Below are 16,949 nucleotides of genomic sequence, written 5' to 3'. Positions count from 1 at the left end.
AGGCACGAAGCAATCCTACAACGATCGCTAATTAACCCAGCGCTTTAAGATTGCTTCGTGCCTTGCAATGACGATGCTTTTTAGGCTAAAAAATAGCCTTCGCAATCTTTTTGGTCTGCTCTGGGCGGCCCATGGTGTAAAAGTGTAACACCGGGGCACCAAAATCAATCAGTTCTTTACATTGTTTAATCATGGCTTCTGTACCAATTTCTTTTGCCTCGTTATTGTTTTTAGCATGCGATAGCGCGTCGGTTAACTCATCAGGTAAATCAATGTGAAATATCTTAGGCAGTACATTTAACTGCGATAGGGTACTAATCGGTTTCAAACCTGGTATAATTGGAATGTTGATATCGTTTTCTCTGCATTTTTTTACAAAGTCGAAATACTTCTGGTTATCGAAGAACATCTGCGTAACGATAAACTCTGCTCCTGCTTCAACTTTCTTCTTCAGGTATTTGAAATCGGTATTCATGTTAGGCGCTTCGAAGTGTTTTTCAGGATAGCCAGCCACACCGATACAGAAATCGCTTTTAAAGGTTTCTACATCTTCATGCAAAAATTTACCTTCGTTGTGGTTCTTGATGTGCTCGATCAAATCTGTAGCATAACAGTGTCCGCCAGGAGTTGGCACGAAATTCCCATCTGCCTTACGGGCATCGCCACGCAAAGCCAACACGTTATCGATACCCAAAAACTGTAAATCGATCAATGCATTTTCGGTTTCTTCTTTGGTAAATCCACCGCAAATGAGATGCGGAACGGCATCAACCTTATATTTATGGATAATGGCCGCACAAATGGCAATGGTACCCGGACGCTTGCGATAAGATACCTTTTGTAGCAAACCATTGGCCTGTTCTTTATAAATATAATCCTCTCTAAGCGAAGTTACATCAATAAAAGGCGGATTAAACTCTAATAGTGGCTCTATTGCATCATAAATCCATTGTATGCTTTGCCCTTTAATAGGCGGCAATAATTCAAAAGAGAATAAGGTTTTACCCTTTGCGTTTTTTATATGGTCTGTAATCTTCATAACCCTAATCCCGAATAATCGGGACTTTAAATTTTTAATTTGTATATAATTCCCTGCCCTGTAGGAGCTGGGGTTAATAAGCTAAATTTGGACTTAACCACCGCTCTACTTCTTCAATCGGCATATTCTTTCTGATAGCATAATCTTCAATCTGATCTTTGGTAATTTTTCCCAATCCAAAATACCTCGAATCGGGATGCGCGAAATAAAAGCCACTTACCGCCGCTGTTGGGTACATGGCATAACTTTCAGTTAAGTGTAACCCTATTTTATTCTCCGCATCAAGCAATTGGAATAAAGTTCCTTTTTCGGTGTGTTCCGGACAGGCAGGATACCCTGGTGCGGGACGGATACCTGCGTATTCTTCCTTAATCAGTTCCTGATTGCTCAAGTTTTCATCCTGTGCATAACCCCAGTATTCTTTACGCACACGTTCGTGCATGCGCTCGGCAAAGGCTTCAGCTAAACGATCGGCCAATGCTTTGGCCATGATGCTGTTGTAATCATCGTAATTGGATTCGAACTCATTCACCAGTTCATCAATCCCTATACCTGCAGTTACGGCAAAACCACCAAAATAATCCTGAATACCACTTTCTTTCGGCGCAATGAAATCAGACAAAGCATAATAAGGCTGCCCATCTACTTTTTCGGCCTGCTGGCGAAGGGTGTGAATAGTTACCAGTTGGGAGTTTTCAGTTTTCAGTTGGGAATCATCTGATGACTGGGAACCATCAACTGTCAACTGAATATCGTCTCCTACCGCATTTGCTGGCCAGAAACCAATTACGGCCCTTGCTGTTAACAGTTTTTCATCGAGGATGCGTTTTAATAAAGTTTGTGCATCATCAAAAAGTTTTTTCGCCTCGTCGCCTACATTTTTATCGTCGAAAATTTTCGGATAACTTCCGCGGAGCTCCCAGGTATGGAAAAACGGCGTCCAATCGATATATGGAACCAGCTCTTCTAAAGGATAATTATCGAAAACCCTTGTACCAGTAAATTCGGGAACAGGCAGGTTAGGTTGAAAATCGATCTTAAACTTATTTGCACGGGCTTCTTCCAGCGTTTTAAAACGCTTATCCGATCGTTTATTTAAATGCGCTTCGCGGGCTTTATCATATTCGGCCCTGATGCCTGCAATATATTCGTCTCTCGTATCCGGATTCATTAAAGTACTGCAAACGGTAACACTTCTCGAAGCATCTAACACGTGGATAGCAGGCCCTGAATAATTTGGCGCTACTTTTACAGCAGCATGGATCCTTGAAGTAGTTGCCCCACCAATAATTAAGGGAATGGTAAAACCTTCGCGTTCCATTTCTTTGGCAAAGTGAACCATTTCATCAAGCGATGGTGTAATCAATCCACTTAAACCAATAATATCGGCTTTTATTTCTTTGGCTTTTTTGATGATTTCCTGCGCAGGAACCATCACGCCCATATCAACAATTTCGAAGTTATTACAAGCCAATACCACGCCCACAATATTTTTTCCAATATCGTGCACATCGCCTTTTACGGTGGCCATTAACACTCTTCCGGCAGATGAGTTCTGGTCCTGATCGGGATTATCCAGCTTCTCCTGTTCGATAAACGGCAATAAATAGGCTACGGCTTTTTTCATTACCCTTGCCGATTTTACCACCTGGGGCAGGAACATTTTTCCGGCACCGAATAAATCACCCACAATGTTCATCCCGTCCATCAATGGACCTTCGATTACCTGAATCGGGCGGGCATATTTTTGCCTGGCTTCTTCCACATCATCATCCAGGTATTCTACAATTCCCTTTACTAAAGAATGCGATAACCGCTCTTCAACAGAACCTTTTCGCCACTCTTCATCTTTAACCACCTCTTTACCTTTCGATTTTACGGTATCGGCATATTCTACCAATCGCTCCGTAGCATCGTCTCTTCGGTTTAAAAGTACATCTTCTACCCTTTCTAACAACTCGGGTGGAATTTCCTGATAAACCTCTAACATCCCTGCGTTTACGATCCCCATGTCTAAACCAGCCTGAATGGCGTGATAAAGAAATGCGGAGTGCATGGCTTCGCGCACGGTATTATTCCCCCTAAAAGAGAAAGAAATATTAGAAACCCCTCCACTCACTTTAGCATGAGGTAGGTTTTCTTTGATCCAGCGGGTGGCATTGATAAAATCAACAGCATAATTATTATGCTCTTCTAATCCAGTTGCCACCGTTAAGATGTTCGGATCGAAAATAATATCCTCTGCCGGAAAACCTATTTCGTGTACCAGGATATCGTAACTTCTTTTACAGATTTCTTTCCTGCGTTCGTAATTATCGGCCTGTCCCTGCTCATCAAAGGCCATTACTACTACAGCAGCACCATATTGCATAATTTTGCGTGCGCTTTCGCGGAATTTCTCCTCCCCTTCTTTCAAGGAGATAGAGTTTACAATTCCTTTTCCCTGCAAACATTTTAAGCCATTTTCGATAACCGACCATTTAGATGAATCGACCATGATGGGCAATTTGGCAATATCAGGTTCAGAAGCAATGAGGTTTAAGAATTTGGTCATTGCTGCTTCAGAATCCAACATCCCCTCATCCATATTCACATCGATTACCTGCGCACCACCTTCAACCTGTTGTAAGGCAACGGCCAGTGCAGATTCGTAATCGCCGCCCAAAATCAGTTTAGAGAATTTCGGAGACCCGGTGATATTTGTTCTTTCACCAATATTTACAAAAATGCTTTCTGGGGTAATGGTTACAGGTTCCAGCCCGCTTAAACGCATATATGGTTGAAGAACCGGTATTTTTCGAGGTTCAGCTTTTCTCGCATTTTTGGCAATACAACCAATATGCTCTGGTGTGGTACCACAACAGCCGCCCACAATATTCACAAAACCAGAGGCAATAAAATCGTCAACCAAATGTGCGGTTTCATGTGGCTGCTCATCGTAAGCACCAAACTCATTTGGTAAACCGGCATTTGGATAGGCCGAAACATAACAACCTGCTTTTGCAGCAAGCTCCTCAATATGCGGACGCATTTCTTTAGCGCCCAATGCACAGTTAAAACCAATACTTAATGGTTTTGCATGCATTACAGAGTTCAAAAAAGCTTCGGCAGTCTGACCTGAAAGTGTTCTGCCAGAGGCGTCGGTAATGGTACCGGAAATCATGATCTCCAGTTTACGGCCAATTACCTCTTCGTATTTTTTAATGGCTACAATAGCCACTTTAGCATTTAAAGTATCAAAAATGGTTTCGATTAATAATACATCAGAACCACCATCTACCAAACCGCGCACCTGCTCATAATAAGCGGCTTCCAGTTCGTCAAAATAAACTGCCCTAAAACCAGGATCGTTTACATTCGGCGACATGGAAAGGGTACGGTTAGTTGGGCCAATGGCGCCGGCCACAAAACATTTACGGTCTGGATTTGCAGCCATGAACTCGTTTACAGCTTCTTTTGCCACCCGTGCACCTTCAAAACTCATTTCGTAAGAAAGGTCTTCCATCTGGTAATCGGCCATGGAAATGCGCTGTGTACTGAACGTGTTGGTTTCGATAATATCGGCACCAGCGGCCAGGTACTCCAGGTGTATTGTTTTAATAATATCCGGACGTGTGATGTTGAGCAAATCGTTATTGCCTTTTACATCACAGGGATGGTTTTTAAATCGCTCCCCCCTAAAATCTTCTTCGGTTAAGGTATATCGCTGAATCATGGTACCCATTGCACCATCAATCACCAAAATACGTTTTTCTAATTCTTCTCTTATGCTCATTCTTGTTGTAAGATTTGAGATATGAGGTATCAGATATGAGAATGGATAAGACGCAATGTCTCAAATCTCAAATCTATAGTCTCAAGTCTCTAAAAAGCTTATTTAAAAAGTTGGTACGTGAATCGTAATCCTAAACTTATCTGTTTCTGCTATTTGCAGAATAGAATTTAGCACCTTGTAGGTTACAGGTTGCTAAGACTTCGTTGGGTCTAATCCCTCCGTCTTTCTTAATAAGCATACAAAAATGCAACAAAGCAACATCAATTCCAAAATTTATCGCTTTGCTGCCAAATAAAATTACAAAGGCCATGCAATTCTGCACGGCCTTAAGAATATTGTTCTGTTAATGACTATTTTCTGCTTCCGAAAATACGAAGTAAGAAAAGGAAGATATTTAGGAAATCTAAGTATAAAGACAATGCAGCTACAATAGCCATTTTTTTAGATTCAATCTGAAGAACCTGTTCACCGCTAGCTTCTATCCCTTCGCCAATTCTTTTAATTTTTTGTACATCATAAGCCGTTAATGCTGTAAATATGGCAATACCAATAAATGCCATAAACAAACTGAACTGTTCACTCTGAACAAACATATTAATTACACTGGCAATCACTAAACCAATTACTCCAACCATTAAAATCGGCCCGAATTTACTTAGATCGATATTGGTTGTATAACCCATAAATGCCATTATTCCAAATATCCCGGCTGCTCCTGCAAAACAGCTCACTACTGAACCTGAAGTATAAGTTAACAAGATAAAACTTAAACTAACTCCAGTTAGTACTGAATAAAGTACAAAAACGCCAATTAACGCCGGTAATGACAATCTGCTTAAACCGAATCCCATTAATAAAACCAGTCCAAGCGGTGCAAACATGGCTACATAACCAAAAATTGACATGCTCACTTTACCGGTTGTTGGATTAATATTTAAAAGGTATTGCATTAACTGCTCATTGGTACCAAATAAATAGGCGGCTACTGTTGATAAACTCAATGCAACGAACATCCATAAGAAAACGTTTGCAAAGAATTTTTTAGAAACAGATTTTTCCTGTACAAAAACACTGTTGTCCTGATATTGATAATTTTGTTGTTCCATTTTAAATTTTGCGTATTTAACTATATAAAAATAAATATTTAGTTTAATCTTTTTGTCAGCAGTTCTTCAACTTTTTTAAAGAACTGTAGCGGTTTTAGGGTGCGCCATGGCAGATTGTCAAATGCACCACCAAAGTTAATGTAATAATCGATGTTATTATCGCGAAACTCGGTGATTACATGTTCCTGAAAATTTACTCCAACAATCCAGCCATCTTCTACTTCCTGAAACCACTCTTCGTAGTAACTATCATCTGAAGCATGAAAATTCAGTACATTTTCACCAATCAGGATAAATTTATTAATGCCTTCATCCATCATCAGCTCTAAAATATCACGTTTCAGCAGCATAATGTCGTTGTTAATGGCATCGTTCCACTCGCCTATAAATTCTATAACGGCATAACTGCGATCATAATCGGCATATAACACCTTCATGTATAGGGTATTTGAACCAAATTCGTCCCATTGCGGGTGCAGTAAAAAGTTATAAATCTGCTTATCGAAGTAAAGTTCTGAATATTCGGTATTGTAAAATGGCGAACGCTCATCTTCTGCAGAAATATAATCATCTCTCCACTGGTAATAAGGCTCAATTTCGTGCATACTTTTCTCTAATTATTGAATGGGTGAGTTTTGAATGAGTGAATGTTAAGGTCATTTCTACTTTACATCATTCTATCCTTCAATCATTCTTTCATTCTATTCTTCTCTCAATTCTTAGTGCCTTGCTTCAACTGCCTTACGCACACTTCCATAACGGGTTAACAACTCGGCAGCTTCATCATAACCAATATTCAGTTCATCGGCAACCATTTGCGTACCGCGGTCTACGAGTTTATGATTGGTTAACTGCATATCGACCATTTTATTGCCAACTACACGCCCCAACTGAACCATAACGGTAGTGCTTAACATGTTTAACACCATTTTTTGCGCCGTACCAGATTTCATGCGGGTAGAACCGGTTACAAACTCAGGGCCAACCACCACCTCAACCGGAAAATCCGATTCTGCAGCAATTGGTCCGCCGGTATTGCAAACGATGCAACCCGTTAAAATACCATGTTTACGTGCCGTGTTTAATCCCCCGATTACATATGGCGTAGTACCTGACGCTGCCAGACCAACCAAACAATCTTTCTCGTTAATTTCAAATTCCTGAAGATCTTTCCAGGCCTGTTCGGCGTCATCTTCAGCAAATTCTACCGCTCTTCTAATCGCTGTATCTCCACCAGCAATAATTCCAACAACCCAATCAAAAGGAACACCGTATGTAGGCGGACATTCTGATGCGTCTACTACACCTAAACGACCGCTTGTACCCGCACCTATATAAAAAAGACGACCACCTTTTTTCATTCGATCGGCCACTGCCGATGTTAATTTTTCGATCTGAGGCAAAGATTTTTCAACTGCAAATGCTACAGTTTTATCTTCGTTATTAATGCCCTGCAAAACTTCTAACACCGACATCTGATCGATGTGGTCATAGTTAGATTCTTGCTCGGTAACTCTATTCATAAATTTAATTTTGATAAAATTCGGTAAATTCTTTCTAAAAACTACCCTAAAAACCCAAAAATATCTGTCATAAATTTCAACCTATTACTCCATTGCGTTAATTAATGTTAAATATTATAAACAAAAGACATGAAAATGCAGTTAAAAAATATATCAACTCGCTAATTTTCATAAATTTGCAGTAACGCTGATGAAAAAAAATACCCGAAATAACATACTGATCGCTGTAAGCTATTCTGTAATTTTAATAGTGGGTATGTTTTTGGGCATAAAATTTATTAAAGACCAAGGCTTTGGCGTTAAAAAAAGCCCTCAGCTGGCCAGCAATAGCGACGAAAAATTAAACGAAATCTTACACATCATCAACGGTAATTATGTTGATGACATCAATACCGATTCGCTTCAAAACTTACCTATAGATAGCGTTTTACACCAACTCGATCCACATAGTGTTTACCTGCCGCCAACCGATGTACAGGATATGACCGATAATCTGGAAGGGAACTTTGAGGGCGTGGGCATAGAATATTATATGCTTAACGATACCATGATGGTTACAGGCGTGGTTAAAGATGGTCCTGCTTACCAGGCGGGGATAAAATTGGGCGATAAAATCCTGAGTATTGATACAGCAGTAGTAAGTGGAAGAAACTTACCAAAAGAACAACTTACCGGTCGTTTTAAAGGCAGATCAGGAACAGGTGTTAGTGTGGTACTTTTACATCCAGGCGCGGCACAAAGTAACCGTATTATGGTTACACGAGGCAAAGTAAACATCAGCAGTATTGATGCCGCTTATATGATCAATAACGAAACAGGTTATGTACGGATCAGTAAGTTTGGCGCCAATACCGATAACGACTTCTCTGTTGCAGCCAATAACCTGAAAACAAGAGGTATGAAAAAACTGATTCTTGATTTGCGCGACAATGGAGGCGGTTATTTTACTGCCGCTACAGGTTTGGCCGATCAGTTTTTAGCCGAGAACAAACTTATTGTATACACACAGGGCAAACATGAGCCACGTACCGATTATTTTTCTACGGGCACTGGCGCTTTTCAAAATGGCAAACTGGCTATCCTGATTAATGAAAATACTGCTTCGGCCAGCGAGATTGTAGCTGGAGCCATCCAGGATCTGGGACGCGGAATCATTGTTGGCCGCCGTTCTTTTGGTAAAGGCTTGGTACAAGAGCAATTTGCTTTTGGCGACGGCTCTGCATTGAACTTAACCATCGCCAGATATTACACACCATCCGGTCGTAGTATCCAAAAGTCGTATAAAAAAGGTTACGACGCCTACAAACACGAATTGGACGAACGCATGATGGATGGAGAGCTTACCGGAGACCGGACCTCTTTTCAAGATTCTATTGAGAAAACCGAAGGCGTAAATATCCAACCAACAAAAAAAAATAAACCTTTGGGCGGTATCCAGCCCGATGTATTTGTGAAATTAGATACAAACGGCTACAATAAATTTTATACCAATTTAGTGAGCAAAAAAGTGCTTTCTGATTATGTATTTAATGTACTTACCAATAAGTACAGTGCCAGTTTTGTAGAACAGAATATCAATATCTTTACTATAAATGATAACGATTTTAAGGATTTCATCGGATTTCTTCAGCGCAAAAATGTTCAGATAGATCGTTTTCAATTGTACAATTCGAAGAATGTAATCCTTAATGACCTGAAAGCTTTGCTTTGCCGTTATTATCTTGGCGATGTAGGTTATTATAAGGCCGCAAACCAAACCGACAACGCGGTAAGGCAAGCATTACTCAACCTTCAATAGCCATATTTTATACTTCACGGGAGATAAACCCGCAGGTTAAAAAGAATTTTAATTTCACAAAAACAATAAAATTCAATATAATATTCTTAATTTAAACACAATAACAACTCTATATTTTGTTTTATCTAATTTTGTCCGCAAATCATATTTTTATGGGAGCGAGCAAATTACAGGAAAAAGATCAACAGGTATTAATTGATCTATTAGAGAATGTTAAGAAACAGACCGATTTATTCTTAGGTTATCCCGTTTCGAAAGACTTCGATTACCAGGCACTTTCTGATTTTTTAAAATATCCGATGAACAACCTGGGTGATCCTTTTGTTGCTTCAACCTATGGCGTAGGCTCGCGTGAACTCGAAAAAGAAGTCGTTCAGTTTTTTGCTGAACTTTTCCGTGCGCCTGCAGATAACTGGTGGGGTTATGTAACGAATGGTGGCTCAGAAGGCAATCTGTATGGTTTATACCTTGCCCGAGAGTTACATCCAAAAGGAATGGTTTATTACTCCGAAGCTACACATTATAGTGTGCAAAAGAACCTGCACTTACTTAACATGTCGAATATCGTTATCCGCACCCAGGAAAATGGAGAAATCGATTACGAAGACCTTGAACATACCATTAGGATGAACCGCCACATGCCCGTTATTATTATGGCCAATATTGGTACCACTATGACCGAAGCACGTGATGATGTAGCCAAAATTAAAAGCATCTTAAAAAAACTGGCTATCCAACATTATTATTTGCACGCTGATGCGGCGCTTTCTGGCACTTACAGTGCATTAATCGAACCAAGACCAGCATTCGATTTTGAAGATGGTGCAGACAGCATTGCCATTAGCGGTCACAAGTTTTTTGGTGCACCCATGCCTTGCGGTGTGGTGATTGCCAAAAAATCGAACCGTGATCGGATTGCACGTTCGGTGGCTTATATTGGAAGTGTTGATACCACCATTACAGGCTCTAGAAATGGCCATAGCCCCTTATTTTTATGGCACACCATTAAACGTTTGGGTATAGCAGGTTTAAAAAGCAGAGCCATGCACAGTTTAGCAACTGCAGCTTATACCGAACAGAAACTTAAAGCGCTTGGTATTGCTGCATGGCGAAATGCAAATGCCATAACCGTAAATTTCCCTGCCCCATCTGCAACAATCTGTAAAAAATGGCAGTTGGCAGCGGAGCAGGGAAATACACATATCATCTGTATGCCAAATGTCATGCAATCACATATCGATCTTTTGATTGCCGACCTAAAAGCAGAAATGGTGTTGCAGGATTGATGCTATGCAAACATTTTAATGAAGCTGACGTTTAATAACGATGCTAAATTAGTACTGACATCTAAACAGATTTATATGAAAATAATAATTGTAGGTGCAACGGGCACACTGGGCAAAAAAGTAGCTGAAGCTTTTGCTCAAAAACACGAGATCATCCGTGTAGGAAATACCAAAGGTGATGTTCAGGTAGATATTACCAATGAAGCATCGATTAAAGCCATGTTTGAGCAGATTGGTGCATTCGATGCCCTGATCAGCACCAGTGGAAAAGGTCCTTTTGTGCCAGTAAGCCAGATGACGGGTGAAGTATTTAAGCGTGGCTTATTGGACAAACTATTGGGCCAGGTTAATCTGGTGCTTATCGGTCAGCATTACATTAATAAAGGTGGGTCATTTACGCTAACTTCGGGCATATTGGCTGATCATCCGGTAGCTGCTGGTGCGGCACTAAGCGCAATAAATGGAGGATTAAATTCTTTTGTTCTCGCTGCTGCTCCAGAACTCGAAAATGGGGTTCGTGTAAACGCTATCAGCCCTAACGTGGTTGAAGATTCACCTGCTTATTTCGATTCATTTCCGGGCGAAATTCCGGTTAGTATGGAGAAAGTGGTTAAAGCTTACGAGAAAAGTGTGCTGGGCATTATAACAGGCCAGGTAATAAAGGTTTATTAATTGCGCTCCGCATTTTTAAGACGTTTTTTTAACAAAAGCTTGTTCTAAATTTTTGGTTATTCAAAAGCCAAAGCTTTATATTAGTCTACCTAACAAACTCAAGCATGATAGAAACAGAACGCCTCATTTTAAGACCATTAACACACGATCAGCTTTTAAAATACATTAAAGATGATCATTCTTTAGAACAAGAGTTTGGCCTTTTACCAACCAAAAAAAATATTTCTCCGTCGCTTCAAGATGCTTTGCAAGAAACAATTTTACCTAACGTTCTCAACAAGGATAAAGATTACCTGTACCATACCTTATGGACAATCATATCTAAACCCGACCATAGAATGGTAGGTGATATCTGTTTCGTTGGTGAACCCGATCCAAATGGTGAAATTGAAATCGGTTATGGCACTTACGAAGAATTTAGAGGTAAGGGCTTTATGACAGAAGCCGTTGGCCGCTTAATAGAATGGGCTAAGCAACAGCCAAAGGTGAAATCGGTTTTTGCCGCTACCACTAAAGATAATGTAGCCTCGTATTCCATTTTAGAAAAAAATAACTTTATCCATATTGGAGAAGTTGATGATATGTTGAGCTGGAAAATTGAATTGAAATAATTTAAATCAATTGCGTTCGTTTGCATTGAAGGCAATCCATTTATTTTTAGAATCGATTATTAAACTTTACCCTATGCGTTATCTGCTTTCCTTTTTACTTTGTTTATCTGCCTTTGCCTCTTTCGCGCAAAATCCAAAAATAAAAATCAAACATTTAACTGGCGATCTTTATATTTACACCACATACAATACCTATAAAGGCACTTTAACAAATGCAAATGCCATTTACCTGGTTACCAATAAAGGTGTTGTCGTAATCGATGCTCCCTGGGATGTTACACAGTTCCAGCCATTTTTAGACTCTATTCAGGCTAAACATCACCAAAAAGTAGTACTGGCCATTGCCACACATTCGCATGGCGATCGCGCAGGCGGTTTAGCATTTTTTAAAAGTAAGGGCATAAAAACCTATACCAATAAATTAACCGACGAAATTCTGAAAGCGAATAAAGCGCCGCGCGCAGCCTACACTTTTACCAACGACACTACATTTACCCTAGGGCAATATAAAATAAACACTTACTATGCCGGCAAGGGGCATACAAATGATAATCTAGTGGTTTGGTTTCCAAAAGACAAAGTTTTATTCGGCGGCTGCCTGATTAAAAGCACCAAAGCAGATGATTTGGGTTATATCGGAGAGTCCGATTTAGCCGCATGGCCAAAAAGCATCGAAAAGTTAAAGCAGAAATACCCCGACACCAAATTTGTGATTACCGGGCATGATGCCTGGGGAAACAGGGAATCTTTAGATCATACGCAGAAGCTGTTGAGGGAGAAAAAGTAAATATCCCTATGTCGTTATACATCTAAGGGGTGCAGAGGCAAGTTCAGCATAACGATCGTTTATGGTAATCTTTCAGTTGCTATAGCTCGATCTCAAACAGACTTAAACTAATTCCTTCATAGTGTTTTGGTAGTCCATCAGTTTTTTCCATGGTTACTACACCAACATAATCAAAACCGCAACCTGTATAATATTCGAGCAGTTTTTCATTGTCTGCCCAGGTATCCATTCTGATAAATTTAATGCTGTTTTTTGCCGCGTAATCTTTGGCCCATCTGATAATCTCTTTCACAAAAGAATAGCCTCTAAATTCGGGATGGGTTACAATCCGATGGATATAAATCGCATCGTGATCCCGATCACCCCAAATCAAGCTATCGTTAAAGGTAATGGCAAATACACAGGCTACAACGCCGTCTACCAGAATTTTATATTGACGGTTTTCATCGATTTCGGTCTGCACCATTTCTCTGCTAAAGCCTTGCCAGTGTTTGTTAAACACTTTTTTTTGATGGGCTATAGCCATATCATAAAATTCGAAAATGATATCGATATCAGTTGCCCGGCTATTTAGAACTTGTAATTGCATGAGGCAAAGGTAAGGGTATTTTTTTACCACAGATAAGGAGGATCGTCATTTCGACTGGAGCAAAACAAAAACAGGGCTATTTCTGAAAGAAACAGCCCTGTTTTAAATACGTTGGTTTTTCGGCATATTCGCCTTAGGCCTTCAACCTTTTAACCTTCCACCTCAAACTTACTTCTGTCTGAAATAAATTTGGATCGGCGCACCGGAAAAATCGAAATTTTCTCTCAATTTATTCTCGATGAAACGTTTATATGGATCTTTAATGTACTGTGGCAAGTTGCAGAAAAAAGCAAACATTGGCGAAGTAGCATTAATTTGCGTGATGTATTTAATCTTAATGTGTTTTCCTTTTAATGCCGGTGGTGGGAATTTCTCGATCAGCGGCAACATCACATCATTTAATTTAGATGTAGGGATTTTCTTGCTCCGGTTTTTATAAACTTCTAAAGCTGCTTCAATGGCTTTAAAAATACGCTGCTTGTTTAATACGGACGTGAAAATGATCGGCACATCGGTAAACGGGCGGATACGCTCGTGGATCTGCTCTTCGAAAGCCTTCATCGTTTGCGTATTTTTTTCGATCAAATCCCATTTGTTAACCAGAATTACGATACCTTTTTTGTTCTTCTCGGCCAGGTGGAAGATATTGATATCCTGACTTTCAATTCCTTCTACAGCATCGATCATCAATACCACAACATCAGCCTCTTCTAAAGCTTTAATGGTACGCATTACCGAATAAAACTCTAAGTTTTCTTTAACCTTTGTTTTTTTACGTAATCCGGCAGTATCGATCAGCATAAACTCATGACCGAACTGGTTATAATGAATTTTGATCGAATCGCGGGTTGTACCTGCATTTGCAGTAACAATATTACGTTCCTTCCCAATTAATGCATTAACCAGAGACGATTTACCCACATTCGGACGACCAGCAATGGTAATCTTCGGCAATTGATTTTCTTCTTCCGGAATGTCTTCGAAATTTTTAACAATCTCATCCAACAACTCTCCTGTTCCAGAACCCGTCATTGACGACAATGGATATACTTCGCCCAATCCGAAACCGTAAAAAGTATGGATTTCGTTATATAAAGCAGTATTATCTACTTTATTTGCACAAACAAAAACGGGTTTATTACTTCTGCGCAATACCTGAGCAATATCATCATCTAAATCGGTAATGCCTGTGGTTACATCCACCATGAAGATTAAAACACTAGCCTCTTCAATGGCGATCATTACCTGCTCGCGGATAGCAGCTTCATAAACATCTTCTGAGTTGGCTACATAACCACCAGTATCGATTACCGTAAATTGTCTGTCTGTCCACTCCCCCACTCCATAGTGTCTATCGCGGGTTACGCCGCTCATATCATCTACAATGGCCTTACGGCTTTCGGTTAATCTGTTAAAAAGGGTGCTCTTGCCTACGTTTGGCCTGCCTACGATGGCTATAATATTACTCATGGTGTTCTTTTGATAGTTAATGGCTTATAGTTAATGGTCGTGATGTTTGGGCAAGCTGCCCAAACTATTTGGCTATCAGCCATTGACTATCAACTACTAACCGATTTATTTCGGGCTGCAAAGGTACGGTTATTTTTTCGTAACCTCTATTAATATTAATTTTTATACTTTTCTAAAAGTCCTTTTATTACTTCTTCGGTTAACTGATTTCCCTGCAATAAGGGGAAGCCCTCCCACCTTACAATTCCTTTCGGATCGATAAGAATAGCATGCGGAATACCTTTAACCTGAAGCGAGTCTTTTACTGTCCCTTTCGTGTCGATGGCTTCAAAATAGTTGATTTTAGGATTATTAAAAGCTTCTACCTTTTCAGCTGCTTCATCAGAAACACCAATAATCACAATCTTATCGGCATATTTCTTTTGAATATCGTTTAATGTAGGGATATATGCCCTGCATGGTCCGCACCAGGTTGCCCAAAAATCGATCAGTACAAATTTCCCTTTGGTATCGGGCTGTTTTGAAATCCATTTTTCAACAACCAGGTCTGGTGCTTTTTCGTTCAGGATAGATTTCGCCCACAATTTTTTACCATTGTTTGTTTCCTGAGCAAAAACTGCTGTACCGATCAGCAGCAGGAGAAACGTTAAATTTTTCTTCATATCCTAAAAATCGAAATTAATTATCGTAACCGAAGCTTTTTAAGTAATTCTTTTTACTTCTCCAGTCGGGAATTACCTTCACAAACATCTCTAAGAAAACCTTATTGTCTAAAAATTTCTCGATCTCTAAACGTGCTTCGGTACCTACCTTTTTCAACATGCTTCCGCCCGTACCGATTAAAATATTCTTTTGCGAATCGCGTTCGACCACAATTTCTGCCGTAATCCTGATCATGGCACCTTTACCATTTTTCATTTCTTCTTCTTTAAAACTCTTCACAATGACCTCGGTACTGTAAGGAATTTCTTTCTGATAATTAAGGAAGATTTTTTCACGGATAATCTCCGAAACGAAGAAACGTTCTGAGCGATCGGTTAAATCTTCTTTGTCGTAATATGGCGGGTGTTCTGGCAACATTTCGAGCACGCGATCCAATAATCCGTCGACATTATGTTTATGTAAAGCCGAAATTGCATAAATAGCAACCGGATTTAGCTTCTCCTGCCAGTAGGCAATCTTCTCATCAACCTGTTCTTGTAATGCTTTATCTATTTTATTGATGAGTACAATTGTTGGGATATTACGGTTCAGAATTTTCTCCATTACGTCTTCCTCGTCATGCTCTTCGTTGATGTCGGTTACGAATAAAAGTACGTCTGCATCGGTCAAAGATCCGTTAACAAAGCTCATCATACTCTCTTGTAAACTGTATTTTGGCTTAATTATACCCGGCGTATCAGAGAAAACGATCTGATATTCTTCTTCATTTACGATACCTAAAATGCGGTGTCTTGTGGTTTGTGCCTTAGGAGTTATAATGCTAAGTCGCTCGCCTACAAGCACATTCATGAGGGTAGATTTACCTACATTTGGTTTACCTATTATACTAACAAAACCTGCTTTATGCGCCATTAAAATATTTTTTAAAAAAAATTTGCAGCACAAAGAAACGAATTATATCTTTGCATTCCAATTCGGAAACAGAGTTAAGGATTTAATTCAAAGAAAAAACGAGTTGTATAGCGTGCGGGGTGGAGCAGTTGGTAGCTCGTCGGGCTCATAACCCGAAGGTCGCACGTTCGAGTCGTGTCCCCGCTACCAAAGAGTTGAAAGACACTCTAATTTAATGGCCCGTTCGTCTAGGGGTGAGGACGCCAGATTTTCATTCTGGAAACAGGGGTTCGATTCCCCTACGGGCTACGAAACCGCGCAAAAGCTGAGCGGTTTTTTTTATCAGTTTCAATACTGCAAAATTGAAGGTTGGTATTTCCCTTAAAAATACATGAGAGTGCGGGGTGGAGCAGTTGGTAGCTCGTCGGGCTCATAACCCGAAGGTCGCACGTTCGAGTCGTGTCCCCGCTACCAAAGAGTTGAAAGACACTCTAATTTAATGGCCCGTTCGTCTAGGGGTGAGGACGCCAGATTTTCATTCTGGAAACAGGGGTTCGATTCCCCTACGGGCTACGAAACCGCGCAAAAGCTGAGCGGTTTTTTTTATCAGTTTCAATACTGCAAAATTGAAGGTTGGTATTTCCCTTAAAAATACATGAGAGTGCGGGGTGGAGCAGTTGGTAGCTCGTCGGGCTCATAACCCGAAGGTCGCACGTTCGAGTCGTGTCCCCGCTACCAA

At 40.1% G+C, this 16,949-nt stretch carries 14 protein-coding genes, 5 tRNA genes and 1 riboswitch; of the genes, 10 read left to right on the top strand and 9 right to left on the bottom strand.

From position 1 onward, the window contains the following. Window positions 1-85: 85 nt before the first annotated feature. The 5 genes from metF to murQ form a co-directional block, all read right to left on the bottom strand. Window positions 86-1,039, bottom strand: a complete 954-nt coding sequence (metF, locus tag AC1RJ8_RS03570; protein ID WP_057931443.1) for a methylenetetrahydrofolate reductase [NAD(P)H] — start codon at window positions 1,037-1,039, stop codon at window positions 86-88. 73 nt (window positions 1,040-1,112) lie between these two features. After that, window positions 1,113-4,814: a methionine synthase gene (metH, locus tag AC1RJ8_RS03565; RefSeq protein WP_492952557.1), complete on the bottom strand. Its 3,702-nt coding sequence runs from the start codon at window positions 4,812-4,814 to the stop codon at window positions 1,113-1,115. 133 nt (window positions 4,815-4,947) lie between these two features. Beyond that, a riboswitch (SAM riboswitch) is annotated at window positions 4,948-5,051 on the bottom strand. 113 nt (window positions 5,052-5,164) lie between these two features. After that, window positions 5,165-5,920, bottom strand: coding sequence for a Bax inhibitor-1/YccA family protein (locus AC1RJ8_RS03560; protein WP_440825306.1), 756 nt, complete (start codon window positions 5,918-5,920; stop codon window positions 5,165-5,167). A 38-nt stretch (window positions 5,921-5,958) separates the two neighbouring features. Next, the gene (locus AC1RJ8_RS03555) at window positions 5,959-6,525 is read right to left on the bottom strand and encodes a hypothetical protein (RefSeq protein ID WP_131028099.1); all 567 of its coding nucleotides are present in this window, start codon (window positions 6,523-6,525) and stop codon (window positions 5,959-5,961) included. Between the two features lie 114 nt (window positions 6,526-6,639). After that, window positions 6,640-7,443, bottom strand: a complete 804-nt coding sequence (murQ, locus tag AC1RJ8_RS03550; protein ID WP_492952556.1) for an N-acetylmuramic acid 6-phosphate etherase — start codon at window positions 7,441-7,443, stop codon at window positions 6,640-6,642. A gap of 190 nt (window positions 7,444-7,633) precedes the next feature. On the opposite strand from murQ, the gene AC1RJ8_RS03545 reads away from it, so the two are divergent. The 5 genes from AC1RJ8_RS03545 (at window position 7,634) to blaB1PEDO (ending at window position 12,597) form a co-directional block, all read left to right on the top strand. After that, window positions 7,634-9,241 (top strand): S41 family peptidase, encoded by a 1,608-nt coding sequence (locus AC1RJ8_RS03545; RefSeq protein WP_492952555.1) that lies wholly within the window; start codon window positions 7,634-7,636, stop codon window positions 9,239-9,241. 152 nt (window positions 9,242-9,393) lie between these two features. Next, window positions 9,394-10,527 (top strand): histidine decarboxylase, encoded by a 1,134-nt coding sequence (locus AC1RJ8_RS03540; RefSeq protein ID WP_492952554.1) that lies wholly within the window; start codon window positions 9,394-9,396, stop codon window positions 10,525-10,527. A 75-nt stretch (window positions 10,528-10,602) separates the two neighbouring features. Further along, the gene (locus AC1RJ8_RS03535; protein WP_492952553.1) at window positions 10,603-11,199 is read left to right on the top strand and encodes a short chain dehydrogenase; all 597 of its coding nucleotides are present in this window, start codon (window positions 10,603-10,605) and stop codon (window positions 11,197-11,199) included. Window positions 11,200-11,303: 104 nt separating this feature from the next. After that, the gene (locus AC1RJ8_RS03530) at window positions 11,304-11,810 is read left to right on the top strand and encodes a GNAT family N-acetyltransferase (protein ID WP_492952552.1); all 507 of its coding nucleotides are present in this window, start codon (window positions 11,304-11,306) and stop codon (window positions 11,808-11,810) included. A 73-nt stretch (window positions 11,811-11,883) separates the two neighbouring features. Beyond that, window positions 11,884-12,597: a PEDO-3 family subclass B1 metallo-beta-lactamase gene (gene blaB1PEDO / locus AC1RJ8_RS03525; RefSeq protein ID WP_492952551.1), complete on the top strand. Its 714-nt coding sequence runs from the start codon at window positions 11,884-11,886 to the stop codon at window positions 12,595-12,597. Window positions 12,598-12,676: 79 nt separating this feature from the next. Here the strand turns inward: blaB1PEDO and AC1RJ8_RS03520 are convergent, their stop codons facing one another. The 4 genes from AC1RJ8_RS03520 to era all read right to left on the bottom strand — a co-directional run bounded on the left by AC1RJ8_RS03520 (window position 12,677) and on the right by era (window position 16,231). Continuing rightward, window positions 12,677-13,186: a GNAT family N-acetyltransferase gene (locus AC1RJ8_RS03520; RefSeq protein ID WP_492952550.1), complete on the bottom strand. Its 510-nt coding sequence runs from the start codon at window positions 13,184-13,186 to the stop codon at window positions 12,677-12,679. Window positions 13,187-13,354: 168 nt separating this feature from the next. Further along, on the bottom strand, window positions 13,355-14,656 hold the full coding sequence (gene der, locus AC1RJ8_RS03515) for a ribosome biogenesis GTPase Der (RefSeq protein WP_492952549.1): 1,302 nt from the start codon (window positions 14,654-14,656) through the stop codon (window positions 13,355-13,357). A 155-nt stretch (window positions 14,657-14,811) separates the two neighbouring features. Then, window positions 14,812-15,318 (bottom strand): TlpA family protein disulfide reductase, encoded by a 507-nt coding sequence (locus AC1RJ8_RS03510; protein WP_492952548.1) that lies wholly within the window; start codon window positions 15,316-15,318, stop codon window positions 14,812-14,814. 16 nt (window positions 15,319-15,334) lie between these two features. Further along, window positions 15,335-16,231: a GTPase Era gene (era, locus tag AC1RJ8_RS03505; protein WP_492952547.1), complete on the bottom strand. Its 897-nt coding sequence runs from the start codon at window positions 16,229-16,231 to the stop codon at window positions 15,335-15,337. Window positions 16,232-16,344: 113 nt separating this feature from the next. Between era and AC1RJ8_RS03500 the strand changes: the two genes are divergently transcribed. The 5 genes from AC1RJ8_RS03500 to AC1RJ8_RS03480 all read left to right on the top strand — a co-directional run bounded on the left by AC1RJ8_RS03500 (window position 16,345) and on the right by AC1RJ8_RS03480 (window position 16,948). Beyond that, window positions 16,345-16,420, top strand: a tRNA-Met gene (locus tag AC1RJ8_RS03500). Window positions 16,421-16,447: 27 nt separating this feature from the next. Next, window positions 16,448-16,519, top strand: a tRNA-Glu gene (locus AC1RJ8_RS03495). A gap of 89 nt (window positions 16,520-16,608) precedes the next feature. Then, window positions 16,609-16,684 (top strand) — tRNA-Met (locus AC1RJ8_RS03490). Between the two features lie 27 nt (window positions 16,685-16,711). Then, window positions 16,712-16,783: transfer RNA gene (locus AC1RJ8_RS03485), tRNA-Glu, on the top strand. An 89-nt stretch (window positions 16,784-16,872) separates the two neighbouring features. Next, window positions 16,873-16,948 (top strand) — tRNA-Met (locus tag AC1RJ8_RS03480). Window position 16,949: the final 1 nt, after the last annotated feature.

The organism is Pedobacter sp. GW822-FHT03F06 (assembly GCF_058801365.1).
Note: the sequence above shows the minus strand (reverse complement) of the source record. Positions and strands in the feature narration are given on the sequence as shown.

Bases quoted from the DNA above. Each gene is read 5' to 3' on its own strand.
- metF (WP_057931443.1), bottom strand. From the start codon at position 1,039: ATGAAGATTACAGACCATATAAAAAACGCAAAGGGTAAAACCTTATTC.
- metH (WP_492952557.1), bottom strand. From the start codon at position 4,814: ATGAGCATAAGAGAAGAATTAGAAAAACGTATTTTGGTGATTGATGGT.
- AC1RJ8_RS03560 (WP_440825306.1), bottom strand. From the start codon at position 5,920: ATGGAACAACAAAATTATCAATATCAGGACAACAGTGTTTTTGTACAG.
- AC1RJ8_RS03555 (WP_131028099.1), bottom strand. From the start codon at position 6,525: ATGCACGAAATTGAGCCTTATTACCAGTGGAGAGATGATTATATTTCT.
- murQ (WP_492952556.1), bottom strand. From the start codon at position 7,443: ATGAATAGAGTTACCGAGCAAGAATCTAACTATGACCACATCGATCAG.
- AC1RJ8_RS03545 (WP_492952555.1), top strand. From the start codon at position 7,634: ATGAAAAAAAATACCCGAAATAACATACTGATCGCTGTAAGCTATTCT.
- AC1RJ8_RS03540 (WP_492952554.1), top strand. From the start codon at position 9,394: ATGGGAGCGAGCAAATTACAGGAAAAAGATCAACAGGTATTAATTGAT.
- AC1RJ8_RS03535 (WP_492952553.1), top strand. From the start codon at position 10,603: ATGAAAATAATAATTGTAGGTGCAACGGGCACACTGGGCAAAAAAGTA.
- AC1RJ8_RS03530 (WP_492952552.1), top strand. From the start codon at position 11,304: ATGATAGAAACAGAACGCCTCATTTTAAGACCATTAACACACGATCAG.
- blaB1PEDO (WP_492952551.1), top strand. From the start codon at position 11,884: ATGCGTTATCTGCTTTCCTTTTTACTTTGTTTATCTGCCTTTGCCTCT.
- AC1RJ8_RS03520 (WP_492952550.1), bottom strand. From the start codon at position 13,186: ATGCAATTACAAGTTCTAAATAGCCGGGCAACTGATATCGATATCATT.
- der (WP_492952549.1), bottom strand. From the start codon at position 14,656: ATGAGTAATATTATAGCCATCGTAGGCAGGCCAAACGTAGGCAAGAGC.
- AC1RJ8_RS03510 (WP_492952548.1), bottom strand. From the start codon at position 15,318: ATGAAGAAAAATTTAACGTTTCTCCTGCTGCTGATCGGTACAGCAGTT.
- era (WP_492952547.1), bottom strand. From the start codon at position 16,231: ATGGCGCATAAAGCAGGTTTTGTTAGTATAATAGGTAAACCAAATGTA.